The sequence below is a fragment of the Janthinobacterium sp. 78 genome, from assembly GCF_003096775.1.
In the GTDB taxonomy this organism is placed as follows: Bacteria; Pseudomonadota; Gammaproteobacteria; order Burkholderiales; family Burkholderiaceae_D; genus Janthinobacterium; species Janthinobacterium tructae.
In genome coordinates, this window is sequence record NZ_QENT01000001.1 from 3,793,824 (window position 1) to 3,809,098 (window position 15,275).

The 15,275-nt window shown below is 63.0% G+C and carries 14 protein-coding genes; 9 read left to right on the forward strand and 5 right to left on the reverse strand.

Features of this window, described 5'->3' with window-relative positions:
* The first annotated feature begins 56 nt into the window (after positions 1–56).
* Positions 57–530, forward strand: a complete 474-nt coding sequence (locus C8C92_RS16650) for a heme-degrading domain-containing protein (protein ID WP_116744637.1) — start codon at positions 57–59, stop codon at positions 528–530.
* Between the two features lie 41 nt (positions 531–571).
* Here C8C92_RS16650 and C8C92_RS16655 read toward each other — a convergent pair whose 3' ends face one another.
* Positions 572–1,309, reverse strand: coding sequence for an SDR family oxidoreductase (locus C8C92_RS16655; RefSeq protein ID WP_096235720.1), 738 nt, complete (start codon positions 1,307–1,309; stop codon positions 572–574).
* On the reverse strand, positions 1,302–2,018 hold the full coding sequence (locus C8C92_RS16660; protein WP_116745997.1) for a GntR family transcriptional regulator: 717 nt from the start codon (positions 2,016–2,018) through the stop codon (positions 1,302–1,304). Before C8C92_RS16660 ends, C8C92_RS16655 begins: the two co-directional genes overlap by 8 nt.
* Before the next feature lie 135 nt (positions 2,019–2,153).
* Between C8C92_RS16660 and C8C92_RS16665 the strand changes: the two genes are divergently transcribed.
* Positions 2,154–2,606, forward strand: coding sequence for a thioesterase family protein (locus C8C92_RS16665; RefSeq protein ID WP_207781017.1), 453 nt, complete (start codon positions 2,154–2,156; stop codon positions 2,604–2,606).
* Here C8C92_RS16665 and C8C92_RS16670 read toward each other — a convergent pair.
* Positions 2,603–3,286, reverse strand: coding sequence for a YoaK family protein (locus tag C8C92_RS16670; RefSeq protein WP_116744638.1), 684 nt, complete (start codon positions 3,284–3,286; stop codon positions 2,603–2,605). The two genes, C8C92_RS16665 and C8C92_RS16670, sit on opposite strands and share 4 nt — an antisense overlap.
* Positions 3,287–3,475: 189 nt before the next feature.
* Between C8C92_RS16670 and C8C92_RS16675 the strand changes: the two genes are divergently transcribed.
* Positions 3,476–4,840, forward strand: coding sequence for an amino acid permease (locus C8C92_RS16675; protein ID WP_116744639.1), 1,365 nt, complete (start codon positions 3,476–3,478; stop codon positions 4,838–4,840).
* Positions 4,841–4,904: 64 nt separating this feature from the next.
* Here C8C92_RS16675 and C8C92_RS16680 read toward each other — a convergent pair whose 3' ends face one another.
* Entirely contained in the window at positions 4,905–6,539 is a 1,635-nt protein-coding gene (locus C8C92_RS16680; protein WP_133250775.1) for a hypothetical protein, read from the reverse strand.
* Positions 6,540–6,962: 423 nt separating this feature from the next.
* Here C8C92_RS16680 and C8C92_RS16685 point away from each other — a divergent pair, with 423 nt between their 5' ends.
* The 6 genes from C8C92_RS16685 to C8C92_RS16710 all read left to right on the forward strand — a co-directional run bounded on the left by C8C92_RS16685 (position 6,963) and on the right by C8C92_RS16710 (position 12,927).
* Complete coding sequence (locus C8C92_RS16685; protein WP_116744641.1) at positions 6,963–8,672, forward strand: methyl-accepting chemotaxis protein; 1,710 nt, start codon at positions 6,963–6,965, stop codon at positions 8,670–8,672.
* Between the two features lie 23 nt (positions 8,673–8,695).
* On the forward strand, positions 8,696–9,322 hold the full coding sequence (gene cysC / locus C8C92_RS16690; RefSeq protein ID WP_116744642.1) for an adenylyl-sulfate kinase: 627 nt from the start codon (positions 8,696–8,698) through the stop codon (positions 9,320–9,322).
* Between the two features lie 33 nt (positions 9,323–9,355).
* Positions 9,356–10,471 (forward strand): sulfotransferase, encoded by a 1,116-nt coding sequence (locus C8C92_RS16695; protein ID WP_116744643.1) that lies wholly within the window; start codon positions 9,356–9,358, stop codon positions 10,469–10,471.
* A 148-nt stretch (positions 10,472–10,619) separates the two neighbouring features.
* Complete coding sequence (locus C8C92_RS16700) at positions 10,620–11,957, forward strand: diguanylate cyclase (RefSeq protein ID WP_116744644.1); 1,338 nt, start codon at positions 10,620–10,622, stop codon at positions 11,955–11,957.
* 74 nt (positions 11,958–12,031) lie between these two features.
* The gene (locus tag C8C92_RS16705) at positions 12,032–12,418 is read left to right on the forward strand and encodes a hypothetical protein (protein ID WP_133250776.1); all 387 of its coding nucleotides are present in this window, start codon (positions 12,032–12,034) and stop codon (positions 12,416–12,418) included.
* Between the two features lie 107 nt (positions 12,419–12,525).
* Positions 12,526–12,927, forward strand: a complete 402-nt coding sequence (locus C8C92_RS16710) for a DUF411 domain-containing protein (RefSeq protein ID WP_243420416.1) — start codon at positions 12,526–12,528, stop codon at positions 12,925–12,927.
* Positions 12,928–13,019: 92 nt separating this feature from the next.
* On the opposite strand, the gene C8C92_RS16715 is transcribed toward C8C92_RS16710, so the two are convergent.
* Positions 13,020–15,251 (reverse strand): NADP-dependent isocitrate dehydrogenase, encoded by a 2,232-nt coding sequence (locus C8C92_RS16715; RefSeq protein WP_116745999.1) that lies wholly within the window; start codon positions 15,249–15,251, stop codon positions 13,020–13,022.
* Positions 15,252–15,275: the final 24 nt, after the last annotated feature.

Genomic DNA, 15,275 nt, shown 5'->3' on the forward strand with positions numbered 1-15,275 from the left:
GGCCGCCCCATGCTGCGCTACAGTAGCGCTTCCAGCCACTACCCGACTCCCTGACGATGGATCATTACGCCGATTTGCTGCAAACCCTGGCGCAGCAGGAAGAATCCCTGCAATTCGAACGCTTCGACAACGACGCCGCGCTGGCCGTGGGCCTGTGGATCGTCGAAGAAGTGCGCAAGCGGGGCAAGGCCGTCACCGTCAACATCACGCGCAATGGCCAAGTGCTATTCCACCACGCCATGACGGGCGCCACGGCGGACCAGGCGGACTGGATACGCCGCAAGAACAATACGGTGCAGCGCTTTTGCCGCAGCTCCTATTACATGGGCATCTCGTATAAAAGCCGCGGCAGCACCTTCGAAGACGTGAAATACCTCGATGACATCGAATACGCGGGCCACGGCGGCGCCTTTCCCCTGCTGATACGCGGCGTGGGACTGGTCGGCACCGTCACCGTTTCCGGCCTGGCGCAGGCAGACGACCACGCGCTGGTGGTAGCGGCGCTGCAGGCGCAGCTGGACGCGCACTGACGCCTCGCAGGCGCCATCCGCGCCGGCTACCGGGACAGGCTCTAAATGCGCTGGCCGCCGTCGATGGGGATTTCCGCGCCCGTGATGTACGAGGCGCGCTCGCTGCACAGGAATTCCACCAAATCGGCCACTTCGGCCGTCGTACCCAGGCGGCGCAGGGGGATTTGCGTGTCGACGATGTGCGAGGTGCCGGGCGACAAAATCGCCGTGTCGATCTCGCCCGGTGCAATGGCGTTGACGCGCACGTTCAGCGGCGCCATGTCATTGGCCATTTCGCGCGTCAGCGACGCCAGCGCTGCCTTCGAGCTGGCGTAGGCGGAACCGGCAAACGGATGCACGCGGTAGCCGGCGATCGAGCACAGGTTCACGACGGCACCGTGCGCATTCGACAATTCCTGCGCGAAGCCGCGCGTCAGCGCCAGCGGCGCAAAGAAATTGGTGTTGTACATTTCTTGCCACGTCTGCATGTCGGTGGTCAGCGAATTGACGCGCGCGCCGCCCGGCCCCTTTGGCGACACGCCCGCGTTGTTGACCAGCGCGTGCAGCTTCGAGTCGCCCAGCATGGGGCGCAGGGTATCGACCATCTGCCCGATCTGGCTTAAATCCGACAAATCCATGCACACATGCGTGTTGTGTTCCTGGCTGCGCGGGCAGCCGCCGGGAATCGGGCTGCGCGAGACGGTGATGACGCGCCAGCCCAGGCTGCGGAAGCGTTCTGCCACGGCGTGGCCGATGCCACGGCTGGCGCCCGTGACGATGGCGGTTTTTTGTTCACTCATGTTCTTCCTTGTTCTGTTCTTGTTCGGTTGTGCTGGCGTGGATGCGCTCCTGGCGCATGACATAGGCCAGCATCTGCGTGCCACCGTCGAGGATGTCCTGTTCGATGGCGCGCCGCGCGGCCGCGCTGTCGCGCTGGCGCAGCGCGCTGATGATGGCGTGGTGGTGGCCGACCCGCATGTCGGGCGAAAAGCTGGCGTAGCCGGCGGCGATCAGGGGCGCCGTCTGCATCCACAGATGGTCGACGAAACGTTTTAACGTCGGCATGCCGGCCGCCTGCGCCAAGGCCAGGTGAAACGCCTGGTTGCATTGCAGGGCCGCCGCCAGGTCGTGCCGCGCAATCGCCTCTTCATTCGCCTGCAGCAGGCGCTCCAGGTCGGCCAGGGTGGCGGCGTCGATGCGCTGCGCCGCCTCAGCCGCGCCCAGCCCTTCCAGTTCCAGGCGCAGCGCGCGGATTTCCAGGTAGCGCGCCACGCTGAGCACGGGCACGCGGAAGTCGCGTGGCGAGCGCAGCACCAGCGCCTCTTCCTGCACCAGCTGCAGCATGGCGTCGCGCACGGGCGTGACGCTGGTACCGAGCTGCAGCGCCAGCTCGCGGATGCGCAGCCGGTCATTCGGCTGGAAGCGCCCGGCCGCCAGCGCGTCGCGCAGCATCGCATACACGGACTTGCCCAGGTTGACGTGCACCAGGCTGTCCAAGGAATGATTCATAGGCATGTTCAGATTTTTCAGATTATGATGCATCATACATCAACACATAAAACAGTGTTTTTCCAGACGTGCGCCGCAGGCAGGAAACGCCGCCAGCACGTACAATCAGCCGCCACCGCATTCAAAGGAGCGCACTTGAACTGGGATTATCCGCACGCCCACACCCTGCCCGTCACGCCCGAAGCGGGCGACATCGATGGCTTGCAGCATACGAACAACGCCGTGTATGTGCGCTGGTGCGAGCATATCGCCTGGCACCATTCGGCCATGCTGGGACTGGACCTGGACGATTACCAGCGACTCGACCGGGCCATGGCGATCCGCCGCGGCGAATATGATTACCTGCTGCCGACGCGGGCCGGCGAAGCGCTGACCCTGGCCACCTGGCTGTGCGCCAGCGACGGCCGCTCCAGCATGGAACGGCGCTTCCAGCTGATCCGCGACAGCGACGGCGCCAGCGTCGTGCGCGCACGCTGGAACCTGGTCTGCATCGAATTGAGCAGCGGCCGCGCGCGCCGCCTGCCACCCGAGTTTCTGGCCGCGTACGAACCGGCCATCGTGGCGGCGCGTCAACCAGTGCAGGTTTAGGCGGCCGGGCGCGCCGGCTCCAGCGCAATCAGCACCAGTAAAATGGCCAGCGGCACGGCCAGCGCGGCAAAGCCCACGGCCAGGTAGGCAAAGGCGGCCAGGATGGCGCCCACGGCGAAGCCCAGCAAGGGCCAGAAGCTTTTGACGCAGCGTTCGCGCGTGGCGCCGTCGGCCGCGCCGCGCAGCACGTCGAGCGTATCGATCACCAATTGCGTGACGTTGCCCGTCATCATGGACGTGGGCGCCAGGTGCGCCAGCAGCAAGCGGCTGATGGCGCTGTGCGCGCCCATGGCCGCCGCGCCGAACAGGCCGGCCGCCATCGCCAGCGCGCCCGGCTCCGCCGCCAGCGGTTCGGCCAGCACGCCAGACACCATGAAGCCGAGCAGCAGCGCCAGCTCCAGCAGCAGCGCCAGGCGCAGCGCCGGTCCGCCGCGGCGCTCGACCGCCACGCTCAGGAGCCGCGTCACCGCCACGCCCACGATAAACGCAGGGAACGCCAGCAGCTTGAGGGCGATCGAGGCATGCGTGGCATTGGCCAGCGCCGCGCCGATCAGCACGAAGTTGCCCGTCACATGGGCCGTGAACAGGCCGAACAGGGCGACAAAGCCCAGGGTATCGACATAGCCGGCCAAAAAGCCCAGGCTGATGGCTTGCAAACGGCTACGCTGCGCAAAATGCATACATGCTCCTTGAAATTTATCATCATGATACCGTGCCGCCAGCGCAGCCTGCAGCGCTTTTGCGCGCCGTTCGGCGAAGATGCGGGGCTTTTCTTGCGCCTCCGCAGTGCAACATGCATTTCGCTCCTGCTTTGCGCGCCCATGCTTTAGAATCAGCGACCTCAGCCCCGTAAAAACAGGATAAAACATATGACGGCAGTCGGGAATACCGAACCACAAGAGCTCAAGCGCGGCCTGAAAAGCCGCCACATCCAGCTCATCGCCCTGGGCGGCGCCATCGGCACCGGCCTGTTTCTGGGCATCGCGCAAACCATCAAGATGGCCGGCCCTTCCGTGCTGCTCGGCTATGGCATCGCCGGCGTCATTGCCTTCCTGATCATGCGCCAGCTGGGCGAGATGGTGGTCGACGAACCGGTCGCCGGCTCCTTCAGCTATTTTGCCGACAAATACTGCGGCCACCTGCCCGGTTTCTTGTCGGGCTGGAATTACTGGGTGCTGTATGTGCTGGTCAGCATGGCCGAACTGACGGCCGTCGGCATCTACGTGCAGTACTGGTGGCCGGGCGTGCCCACCTGGGTCTCGGCGCTGATCTTCTTTTGCGCCATCAACGCCATCAGCCTGCTGAACGTGAAAGCCTTTGGCGAAATGGAATTCTGGTTCGCCCTCATCAAGGTGGTCGCCATCATCGGCATGATCGTCTTCGGCGCGTACCTGCTCGCCTCCGGCGACGCGGGCCCGCAAGCGTCGGTGGCCAACCTGTGGCAGCACGGCGGCTTCTTCCCGAATGGCTGGCAGGGCCTGGTGATGGCCATGGCCGTCATCATGTTCTCGTTCGGCGGCCTGGAACTGGTGGGCATCACGGCGGCTGAAGCAGATGACCCGAGCACGACGATTCCACGCGCCACCAACCAGGCCATCTACCGCATTCTGATCTTTTACATCGGCGCACTCGGCATTTTGTTGTCGCTGTACCCGTGGCAAAACGTCGTCACCGGCGGCAGCCCGTTCGTGCTGATCTTCCATGCACTCGACAGCAACCTGGTGGCCACGGCCCTGAACGTGGTGGTGCTGACGGCCGCCCTCTCCGTCTACAACAGCGGCGTGTACTGCAACACGCGCATGCTGTTCGGCCTGGCCAAGCAGGGCAATGCGCCGCGCGCGCTGCTGCACCTGAACCGCCGCGGCGTGCCGCTGGCGGCGCTGGGTGTGTCGGCCCTGGCGACGGGCGCCTGCGTGGTGGTCAATTACTTCATGCCAGGCGAAGCGTTCGAAGTACTGATGGGACTCGTGGTCTCGGCGCTGATCATCAACTGGGCCATGATCAGCTGGATCCATTTGCGCTTCCGCGCGCAGAAAAAAATCGAAGGCAAGACGACCTTGTTCCAGAGCCTGGGCTACCCATTCACCAACTACCTGTGCCTGGTCTTCCTGGCCGGTATCTTGGTGATCATGTACCTGACGCCGGGCCTGCGCATCTCCGTCTACCTGATCCCCGTCTGGCTAGGCGCCCTGGGTGTCGGTTACTGGATCAAGCAAAGCAAGGCCAAGGCCTGACGCGACACCTTCGCGCCAAAAAAAAAGCCCGCCTTCTTGCGAAGACGGGCTTTTTTTCTGCACGCTATGCGCCGGCTGATGCGCCGGCCGCCCCCTTATTGGCTTCCTGCGCCTCGGATAGGGCATCCCCCTGCCACGGGCTGATCCACTGGCCGGGATAGGATTGCAGCATGATCTCCTCGTTCAGTGTCAGCAAATCCTGTTTGTGCCGCTCATCCCTACCCTCGACAGTCTGGTCCGTGGTACCCGTCTTGTAAGGCCACAGCAGCGTGAGCAAGTCGCGCTGCACCGAATGCTGGGTCGGCGTGGTCGTGTCCGACTTCAGCTTGCCCATCACATATGTCATGACATGCGTGGACTGGGTGGCTGTTTGTTGCAGGCTGGCTTTGACCAGCTTGCCTTCCTTGTAGGCCAGTTGCGCATCGCTGCTGGCCGTGTCTTCGATCTGGTGGTAGGTGTAATTCTGTGATTCCACCGCTTCCGTCAAGCGCAACGGCACGCCGGGGATCAAGGGCATGTGGAAGCTGGCGCTCAGCTTTGATTGCTGCTGCTGCCGGATCGAGCGCTCGTCCTCGCTCGCGCCGGCCAGGGTCGTCTGTTGCGACAGCTCATAGTTGAAGCCATCCGTTTCCGCCAGGCGCATGGAATTGATCGACTTCGGCGTTTGCGACACCGAAGCGCTGAAGTCCGCCATGCCGGTCAAGATCGCCTTGTCCTCGGCGGCCAGGCGCCACTTGCCTGCTGCCGGTACGCCGCGCGCATCCTGCGGCGCGGCGGCGTTGCTGTGCAAGGCGCCAAACGCATCCTTGAACATCGCCACCAGCGCCGGATCGCCATGCCCGCGCGACGCGGCCTGGCCGATCTGCTTCATATAACTGCTCATGGCCTTGGCCTGCTGCTCCTGGCTACCCAGGGCATTGAGCTGGCTGGCGTCCACCTTCACGTCCAGCGATCCGGCCACGCCCTTGAAGCTGACCTTGCGCTGCGCGCTGTCAGCCTGGAAGTCCAGCGTCTGCGTGCTTTGCGGCTCGGTGCGCACTTTCACTTCCGCGTGCAAGTTCACCGACGCCAGCACGTTCTGGTCAAATTGCATCAGACCGCTCAAGCTGATCTTCGGCTGGCCCTGCGCCATGCCATCGATGGCTTCCTGGAAGGCCTGCGCCAGGCCGCCCAACGCGCCGGCCTCGGCCTCGCTGAGTTCACCGCTCGTGCTCATGCGCACGGCCAGGCCATCGTCCTCGCTATCGAGCGACAGCTTGACCTCCACGCCGCTCCTGGTGGTGATGCCGAGAGTGACCTTGTCTTCGCCATTGCCGTGCAAGCTGGCCGCTTGCATGGCCCCGATGTCGCTATAGGTATTCGGTTCCATGCGCGGCGGCGATTGCTGCACCGCCTGCGACACATTGCGCACGCCCACCTTGATCTGCTCCAGCAAGCTCGCGCCCAGGCCGGCGAAACGGCCGCCAACCGTGCGCGAAAAAAAGTTTTTCGTCATTTGCTCGCTGACGTCATCGCGCGACGGGCTTTCCCATATCTTTGGCGACGGCGTCAGGTCGGCAAGGACTTGCCTGCTTCCGATGGCAACGATGGAAGACGGGCTTGGCGCCGGAGACGGCGCGGCATCGGCCTTGTTGGCCGCGGCACTGAGCGCGCGGGACGGACTTGGATTCCAGCTCGGGATCGAGGAGACGGAGGTCATGGGCCTTATACCTTGCTAAACGAAGATCGGTGATTGGATAAAAGATGCATAACTTTCATTTTTTGATAACTATTTACCTTCAAACACTCTCAGGCTTGCACGGAGAAAGGGACGCGGAACATCTGACACGCTAAGCAGACACAGCTATAACGACGCGAAAGGTGAAATCATGAGCGCAAAGTAGCATGAAAATTTTTCATTCTTGATACAACTCACGCTGCGCCGCCACTCCCGCGCCCGCGCGCGTTCGCCATCTAACTCAATCTGAACTGTTGCCGCAAGTAAATTTCTACTGTTGCTCAAATGCTGAAAGTGACTTTGTGTGACATTCCACCTGCCCGCAATCACTATGATCGTTGAGTGCTTCACGATAAATCCGCATGAGCTTATGCGAAACGGCAAGCACAGCCCTAAGGAGGCAGCATGAGATTTCTGAACTTAACCATCGCCAAACGGCTCGGCCTGGGCTTTGGCCTGGTATCCCTGTTTCTGTTGCTGGTCATCGCGCTGGGACTGACCAGCATGCGGCAAATCCAGGACCGCATGGATGAAGCGACCAAGGTCAACAACGTCGAAACCAGGCTGGCCCAGACTATGGACTTGACAGTGACCGAGCGGGCGCTGGCGCTGCGCAATCTGATCTTGCTGAAGGAGGAGAAGGAGATCCAGATCGAGGTCGCCCGCATCGCGGAGCAGGAAAAAAAATACGCCGCCGCCCAGCAAAAGCTGGGGGGAATGTTCGCCAAGCGGGAAGGCACCTCGAGCGAGGAAAAAAGCCTGCTCGAACAGATACGTACACAAAGCGGGCTGGCGGCCCCCTTCATTCAGCGGGCCGCCGCGCTGGCACTGGAGCAGAAGCAGGACGATGCCTACAAGCTGCTGCGCTATGAATTCCGCCCCGTGCAAAAGCGCTGGTGGGAATTGCTGCGCACCTTGATCGCTGTCGAGGAAAAGCAGAATAGCGAAGCCTCCAGCATGGCCGAGGCGGCCTACAGCCAGGCGCGCCTGGTGATGCTGAGCATCGGCTCGCTGGCGCTGCTCACCAGCCTGCTGGCCGCCGTGCTGATCACGCGCAGCGTGACGCGCCAGCTCGGTTGCGAACCCGACGAAGCGGCGGCGATCGCCGGACAGATCGCCAGCGGCAACCTGGCCGTGCCCATCCATCCCCGCGCCGGCGACACGCACAGCCTGTTGCACGCCATGCAATCGATGCGCGACAGCCTGGCGCAAATCGTCCAGCAAGTTCACGCCAGCACCGAGACCATCGCCACGGCGGCGGGACAAATCGCCATGGGCAACCTGGACTTGTCTTCGCGCACGGAGCAGCAGGCCAGCACGCTGGAGCAAACCGCGTCGTCCATGGAAGAACTGACCAGCACCGTGCGCATCAACACCGACCATGCGCGCCAGGCCAACGGGCTGGCCGAATCGGCTTCCGATGTCGCCACCAAGGGCGGCGCCGTGGTGGCGCAGGTGGTCGACACCATGGCGGCCATCGATGTCTCGGCGCGCAAGATCGTCGACATCATCGCCGTCATCGACGGCATCGCCTTCCAGACGAATATCCTGGCGCTGAACGCGGCCGTCGAAGCGGCCCGCGCCGGGGAACAGGGGCGCGGCTTTGCCGTGGTGGCCACCGAGGTGCGCAATCTGGCGCAGCGCTCGGCCGCTGCGGCCAAGGAAATCAAGGACTTGATCGGCGACTCGGTCGACAAGGTCCAGGCCGGCAACCGGCTGGTGGAACAGGCAGGATCGACCATGCACGAGGTCGTCGCCAGCGTGCGGCGCGTCACCGGCATCATGTCCGAAATGATGTCCGCCAGCCAGGAACAATCGGCCGGCATCGAGCAAATCAATATCGCCGTGACGCAAATGGACAATGTGACGCAGCAAAATGCGGCGCTGGTCGAAGAAGCCGCCGCCGCCGCGCAAGCGATGCAGGAACAGGTCAACAGCCTGAACGAGGTGGTCAGCGTCTTCCGCGTGGGCAACATCGCCGGCGGCCGCGATGCGGGACTGCGCGTGGTCAGCCGTCCGCCACCGCCGCTGGCGGCACGGCGCCCGCCCGCCACGGCAAAGCCGTCCCGTCCGGCCGTCGCCAAGCCCAGCGAAATCGAGTGGGAACAGTTTTGAGCCGGTAACGGGGGGAGTGGCACATGGGTAAACTGGAACAGATCGCCGCGGCGGGCCACGTGGCGCAACACATCTTCCCGCATGCGGGCCATATCGGCAAGGAACAGCGCAGCCCGCTGGCCGGCCAGCGGGCTGCGACGCTGTGGCTGACCGGCCTGAGCGGCGCAGGCAAGTCGACGCTGGCGTACGCGCTGGAAAGGCGGCTGCTGGCGCAGGGCCGCCTGAGCTGCGTGCTCGACGGCGACAATATGCGGCAGCACCTGAATGGCGACCTGGGCTTTTCTCCGCGCGACCGCCAGGAAAACATCCGCCGCGCCGCCGTCGTGGCCAGGCTGATGAACGACGCCGGCATGATGGTCATCTGCGCCTTCATCTCGCCGCTGCGCAGCGACCGCGACATGGCGCGCCAGATCATCGGCGGCGACGATTTTATCGAAGCCTACATCAGCACACCATGCGCGCTGTGCGAAGAACGCGATCCCAAGGGACTGTACACAAAAGCGCGGGCCGGACTGATCCCGGCATTTACGGGTGTCTCGGCGCCCTATGAAGCGCCGCTGGCGCCGGCGCTGACGCTCGATACCAGCACGCTGTCGCTGGAACAGGCGTGCGAACGGCTGTTCCAGCAGCTGTGCCCGCGCTTCATCTGATGCCGCGCACCCACCTGTTCGAGGAATGATGCGATGAGCAGCCACTACCCCGCCGACGGCGCACGCCCGCGCCCTGTCATGATGATCCCCCTGCGCCGCTGCGGCAGCCATGCCCTGCGCCTGCGCCTGAACCTGTCTCCCCAGTTCTATTCACCGTATCCGCTGCACCTGGTCGATATGATGCCGCTGCTGCCCCTGTACGGCGACTTGCGCGACGACCGCGCCTACTTTCGCCTGGTGGTCGATGTGGTGGGCCTGGCGGCGGTCAGCATGGTCAAGTGGCCCGGAGTCGTCTTCGATCCGGTGGAAGTGTTCGAAACGCTGCGCGGCCAGCCGCGCAGCATCCACCGCGTGGCATGGGAGCTGCTGCTGCGCGCGGGCGAACGCCGCCAGGCGCAGGTGGTGATGGACAAGTCGCTCGACAGCGTGCACTACGCCGACGACATCGTGCGGCTGTATCCGGACATGCTGTTTCTGAACGTGGTGCGCGATCCGCGCGCGCAAGTGGCGTCGATGAACCGCGCCATCATCCACGATTTCGACACGCTGCTCAATGCCCGGACCTGGCTGGCCGCGCATGCGGCTGCCGACCATGTCGTGCAGCGCTATCCTCAGCGTGTGCTGACGATACGCTATGAAGATTTCCTGTCGCGGCAACACGAGACGCTCGAAACGGTATGTGACTTTCTCGGCATCGCCTTCCTGCTGCAGATGCTGGACGTGGCGGCGTCGGCCGAAGCGCGGCAGATCGCACAGTTGTCGTCGCTGTGGTCGGCCAACTGCCATGCACCGATCACGGCCAACATCGACAAATTCAGGCAGCAACTGTCAGACGACGAGATCAACCTCATCGAAACGCTCGCCGGCCCGTATATGGACCGCTACGGCTACACGCGCCTCGCTCGCGGCGACGCCGGCATCACGCCCTCGCTCATCGAACTGGCCGGCGTGCGCTCGGCGCAAGGACGCGAACGCGCCTGGCGCACCCTGGAACAGGACAACTTCCGCGACTACGCGCTGCGCCGCTGCCGCGCCGACTATCTGGCCCAGCTGCATGCACGCCTCAGCCAGAGCGGCGGCGCGCCGGGCAGCGGCGCCATCGTCACGCTGGATCCACTCGATCCGGACGCGTTTGTCGTCGATGATTGACAGGCTGGCGCCGACTACCTGCTCCGCAGTGACACGCATCGGCATGCCGCCGTCGCTGCCGGCCCGGCAAGCCGCGATCAACACTCTTTGTTTTCTAAAAACAACAATTTCAATATCGATCGGCAATGTCCACTAGAATAGTGAACATATGAAACATTTGATTAGCGCGCCGGTCGCCAGCTTCACCGATTTGCTGCTCGACGCCGTGTGCATGGTCGATGTCAAGGGCCGCTTTGTCTTTGTCAGCGCCGCCTGCGAACGTATCTTCGGCTACACCCAGGAAGAAATGATCGGCATGGTCATGCTCGACCTGGTCGCGCCAGCCGATCGTCAGCGCACCATCGCGGCGGCACAGGCCATCATGAACGGCCATGCCCAGGTCCACTTTGAAAACCGCTACACCAGGAAAGACGGGCGAGTCGCGCACATCATGTGGTCGGCCCGCTGGTCCGCCACCGACCAGCTGCGCGTGGCAGTGGCGCGCGATATCACGACGCTGAAACAGACGCAGGCGAAGCAGGCGGCGCTATACGCCATCTCCGAGGCGGCGCATGCGACCGAGGAACTGCCGGCCCTGCTCCAGCGCATCCACCAGATCGTCTGCGAACTGCTGCCCGCCTGCGGCCTGACAGTCTCCCTGCGCGACGAGCACGGCCAGCACTTGCACCATGCGCAGCAGGGGCTGGACGGCGCGCCCGCAACGCACGCCGCGCTGGCGGGCCTGCTGTGCGAAGAAGTGCAGCGCAGCGGCCGCGCCTTGCTGATCGAACCCGGCCAGCTGGCTGGCTTGCCGCCCGCCTTGCAGGCTGCCGCTGGCGACCTGCAGGAGTACTGGCTCGCCGTCCCGCTGCAGTCGTCGCGCGGCATCATCGGCGTGCTGGTATTGCAAAGCGGCCAGGGAGATGCCACAGGCAACGAACACGAGCTCGATTTGCTGCAATTCGTCGCCAAGCAACTTGCCATCGCCATCGAGCGCAAGCAACTGCAGAGCCGCATGCACTTCATGGCCATGCACGATGAACTGACCCGCCTGCCGAATCGGCGCCTGTTCCATGACCGCCTGCAGACCGCGTTTGCGCGTGCCCAACGCCATGATGGCCGGCTGTCGCTGCTGTTTCTTGACCTGAACCGTTTCAAATTAATCAATGACCGCTACGGCCATGCCTGCGGCGACTTGCTGCTGCAGGCCGTGGCAAGCCGGATCAGGGCTTGCCTGCGCGAGACCGATACCCTGGCCCGCCTGGGCGGCGATGAATTCGTCGTGCTATTGGAAAACAATCCGCTGTCGCTCGATGTGATGCTGATCGAACGGAAAATCCACGCGGCGCTGGCCACCCCGCTGCGGCTCGACGATGGTCGCCACCTGCGCATCAGCGTCAGCATCGGCGTCGCGCACTACCCGGACGACGGCGATACCATGCAGCTGCTGCTGCGCAATGCGGACCGGGCCATGTACAAATCGAAGGCGGGCGCCACCGAGCGCTAAGTAACCCCTCCTGAGGATGACTTGGAGAGTGCCTGCTTCTGGCGACAATGCCCCCTATGCTATACTTTCCGGCGATGCTAAAACTGTTCAAAACATGGCTGATCCTGCTGCTGATCACGGCGGTGCCGCTGCAAGCGGCAGCAAGCGGCGTCACGCGTGCGTGCGCGCCGCTCGCTGCCTTGCCTGCCGCCATGCTGGCAGCGAACTGCCAGCATCACGCTGCGCAGTCATCCGCCGTCGCCCACAGCGCCGGCACGCAAGAAGAAAACACGACCCCTGCCAAGCACCCCGCGTGCGGCGTCTGCGCGAACTTTTGCCTGGGCGCGCTGATGCCGCCCTGCCTTTCCCTGCCTGCCGCAGCCTGCACCGGCGCGCAACAAGTCACCATCGCAACGGCCACCTTGCTGACAGGATTCATTCCTGACGGCCCGCGCCGGCCGCCGCGACCGCTTTCCGCTTAAAGTCCAAGCTCGTCCCAAGCAGGCCACCCGTGTGGCCACGATAGACCAACTCCGTCTGAAAGCAGCACATGATCAAACATTTCTTATTGCGCGGCGCCTGCGCCGCCATGCTGGGCTTGCCCACGTTCGCCATCGCGGCCCTGCCCGTCATCGACGTCTACAAAAGCGCGTCGTGCGGCTGCTGCACCGCATGGGTCAAGCACCTGGAAGCGAACGGTTTTACCGTGCGCGCCAGGAACGTCGAGATGCCGGCGCAATATCGCCAGCGCGCCGGCATACCCGACCAGTTCGGCTCCTGCCACACGGGCATCGTCAACGGCTACGCCATCGAAGGCCACGTGCCCGCCACCGACATCAAGCGCCTGCTGCGTGAGAAACCCCAGGCGAAAGGCCTGGCCGTGCCGGCCATGCCGATGGGCTCGCCAGGCATGGAAGGACCCCGCAACGATCCCTACGACGTGTTCCTGGTGAAAGCCAATGGCACTACGGTCTACCAGCACTACAAATAAAGGCAGGGGACCATAAAAAAACGCCGCCGGGATTGCTCCCGGCGGCGTTTTTTTGTCAGGCAGCAAAGAACTTACCGCCTGTCAGGACTGCATCAGATGCTGTCGAGCACCGCATTCAGGCTGGCGCTAGGACGCATCACCGCTTCCGTCTTCGCCGGATCAGGCAGGTAGTAGCCGCCGATATCCGTTTCCTTGCCTTGTACCGCTTTCAGCTCGGCAACGATCTTTTCTTCGTTGTCGGCCAGGGCTTTGGCCACTGGCGCGAAGTGCGCTGCCAGTTCCGCATCGTCCTTCTGCGCTGCCAGGGCTTGCGCCCAGTACATGGCCAGGTAGAAATGACTGCCGCGGTTGTCGAGCTCGCCGGTACGTGGCGATGGCGACTTGTTGTTGTCCAGCAGCTTGCCGGTGGCTTCATCGAGGGTTTTCGCGAGGATTTTGGCCTTCGCATTGCCCGTCTTGATGCCCATGTCTTCCAGCGACACGGCCAGGGCCAGGAATTCACCCAGCGAATCCCAGCGCAAATGGTTTTCTTCCACCAGTTGCTTGACGTGTTTCGGTGCCGAACCGCCGGCGCCCGTTTCGTACATGCCGCCACCGGCCATCAGCGGCACGATCGACAGCATCTTGGCGGACGTGCCCAGTTCCAGGATCGGGAACAAATCGGTCAGGTAGTCGCGCAGGATGTTGCCGGTCACCGAGATGGTGTCCAGGCCGCGGAAGGCGCGTTCCAGCGTGTAGCGCATGGCGCGCGTCTGCGACATGATCTGGATTTCCAGGCCGCTCGTGTCGTGTTCCTTCAGGTAAACCTGTACCTTCTTGATCACTTCGTTCTCGTGCGGACGGTAGGAATCGAGCCAGAACACGGCCGGCATGCCCGAGTTGCGCGCACGCGTCACGGCCAGCTTGACCCAGTCGCGGATCGGTGCGTCCTTGACCTGGCACATGCGCCAGATATCGCCCTCTTCGACCGTTTGCGTCAGCAGCACTTCGCCCGTTTCCAGGTCGGTGATGTTGGCGGTGCCACCTTCCGGCACTTCAAAGGTCTTGTCGTGCGAACCGTACTCTTCCGCTTGCTGCGCCATCAGGCCCACGTTCGGCACGGTGCCCATGGTCTTCGGATCGAAGTTGCCATGCCATTTGCAGAAACCGATCATTTCCTGGTAGATCCGCGCGAAAGTCGATTCCGGCATGACTGCCTTGACGTCTTTCGGACGGCCGTCGGCGCCCCACATCTTGCCGCCGATACGGATCATGGCTGGCATGGACGCGTCGACGATGATGTCGTTCGGCGAATGGAAGTTGGTGATACCCTTGGCCGAGTCGACCATGGCCAGTTCCGGACGATTCGCGTGGCAGGCGTGCAAATCTTTCAGCACTTCATCTTTTTGCGACGCTGGCAGGGTCTCGATCTTGTCGTACAGGTTGCTCATGCCATTGTTGACATTCACGCCCAGCTTGTCGAACAGTTCGGCGTGCTTGGCGAACGCGTCCTTGTAGAAAATGCGCACGCAGTGGCCGAAGACGATCGGGTGCGAGACCTTCATCATGGTCGCCTTGACGTGCAGCGAGAACATCACGCCCGTCTTGAAGGCGTCGTCGATTTCCTTCTCGTAGAACTCCAGCAGCGCTTTCTTGCTCATGAACATGCTGTCGATGATTTCGCCCGCTTTCAGCGCAACCTTCGGTTTCAGCACGATGGTCTTGCCCGAGGCCGTGACCAGTTCCATCTTGACATCGCGGGCCTTTTCCAGGGTCAGCGATTTTTCGCCATGGTAGAAGTCGCCATGATGCATGTGCGAGACGTGGGTTTGCGACGCCTGGCTCCACTCGCCCATCGAATGCGGGTGCTTGCGTGCATACTCTTTGACAGCCTTCGGTGCGCGGCGGTCGGAATTGCCTTCACGCAAGACCGGATTGACGGAGCTGCCGATGCACTTGCCGAAACGGGCCTTCAAGGCTTTTTCTTCTTCCGTCTTCGCGTCTTCCGGATAGTCCGGCAGCTTGTAGCCACGGCTTTGCAATTCGCGCACGCAAGCGATCAATTGACCTTGGGAAGCGCTGACGTTCGGCAATTTGATGATGTTGGTGTCTGGATTCTGGGTCAATTTGCCCAGTTCAGCCAGAGTATTCGGGACTTTTTGCGCGTCCGTCAGGAATTCGGGAAATTCGGCCAGTACACGCGACGCCACCGAAATATCCGTGGCGACGATATCCACGCCAGCCGGCGCGGTGAATTTTTTGATAATTGGCAGCAGGGAATACGTCGCGAGCAGCGGCGCCTCGTCAGTCAGCGTGTAGATGATTTTGGATTTTTGTGTTGCCATGTTCATTCCCTTGTATGCGGTGAT

Excerpts from the sequence above, each read along its gene's own strand:
- C8C92_RS16650 (WP_116744637.1), top strand. The coding sequence starts at position 57 with ATGGATCATTACGCCGATTTGCTGCAAACCCTGGCGCAGCAGGAAGAA.
- C8C92_RS16655 (WP_096235720.1), bottom strand. The coding sequence starts at position 1,309 with ATGAGTGAACAAAAAACCGCCATCGTCACGGGCGCCAGCCGTGGCATC.
- C8C92_RS16660 (WP_116745997.1), bottom strand. The coding sequence starts at position 2,018 with ATGAATCATTCCTTGGACAGCCTGGTGCACGTCAACCTGGGCAAGTCC.
- C8C92_RS16670 (WP_116744638.1), bottom strand. The coding sequence starts at position 3,286 with ATGCATTTTGCGCAGCGTAGCCGTTTGCAAGCCATCAGCCTGGGCTTT.
- C8C92_RS16675 (WP_116744639.1), top strand. The coding sequence starts at position 3,476 with ATGACGGCAGTCGGGAATACCGAACCACAAGAGCTCAAGCGCGGCCTG.
- C8C92_RS16680 (WP_133250775.1), bottom strand. The coding sequence starts at position 6,539 with ATGACCTCCGTCTCCTCGATCCCGAGCTGGAATCCAAGTCCGTCCCGC.
- C8C92_RS16685 (WP_116744641.1), top strand. The coding sequence starts at position 6,963 with ATGAGATTTCTGAACTTAACCATCGCCAAACGGCTCGGCCTGGGCTTT.
- cysC (WP_116744642.1), top strand. The coding sequence starts at position 8,696 with ATGGGTAAACTGGAACAGATCGCCGCGGCGGGCCACGTGGCGCAACAC.
- C8C92_RS16695 (WP_116744643.1), top strand. The coding sequence starts at position 9,356 with ATGAGCAGCCACTACCCCGCCGACGGCGCACGCCCGCGCCCTGTCATG.
- C8C92_RS16700 (WP_116744644.1), top strand. The coding sequence starts at position 10,620 with ATGAAACATTTGATTAGCGCGCCGGTCGCCAGCTTCACCGATTTGCTG.
- C8C92_RS16705 (WP_133250776.1), top strand. The coding sequence starts at position 12,032 with ATGCTAAAACTGTTCAAAACATGGCTGATCCTGCTGCTGATCACGGCG.
- C8C92_RS16710 (WP_243420416.1), top strand. The coding sequence starts at position 12,526 with ATGCTGGGCTTGCCCACGTTCGCCATCGCGGCCCTGCCCGTCATCGAC.
- C8C92_RS16715 (WP_116745999.1), bottom strand. The coding sequence starts at position 15,251 with ATGGCAACACAAAAATCCAAAATCATCTACACGCTGACTGACGAGGCG.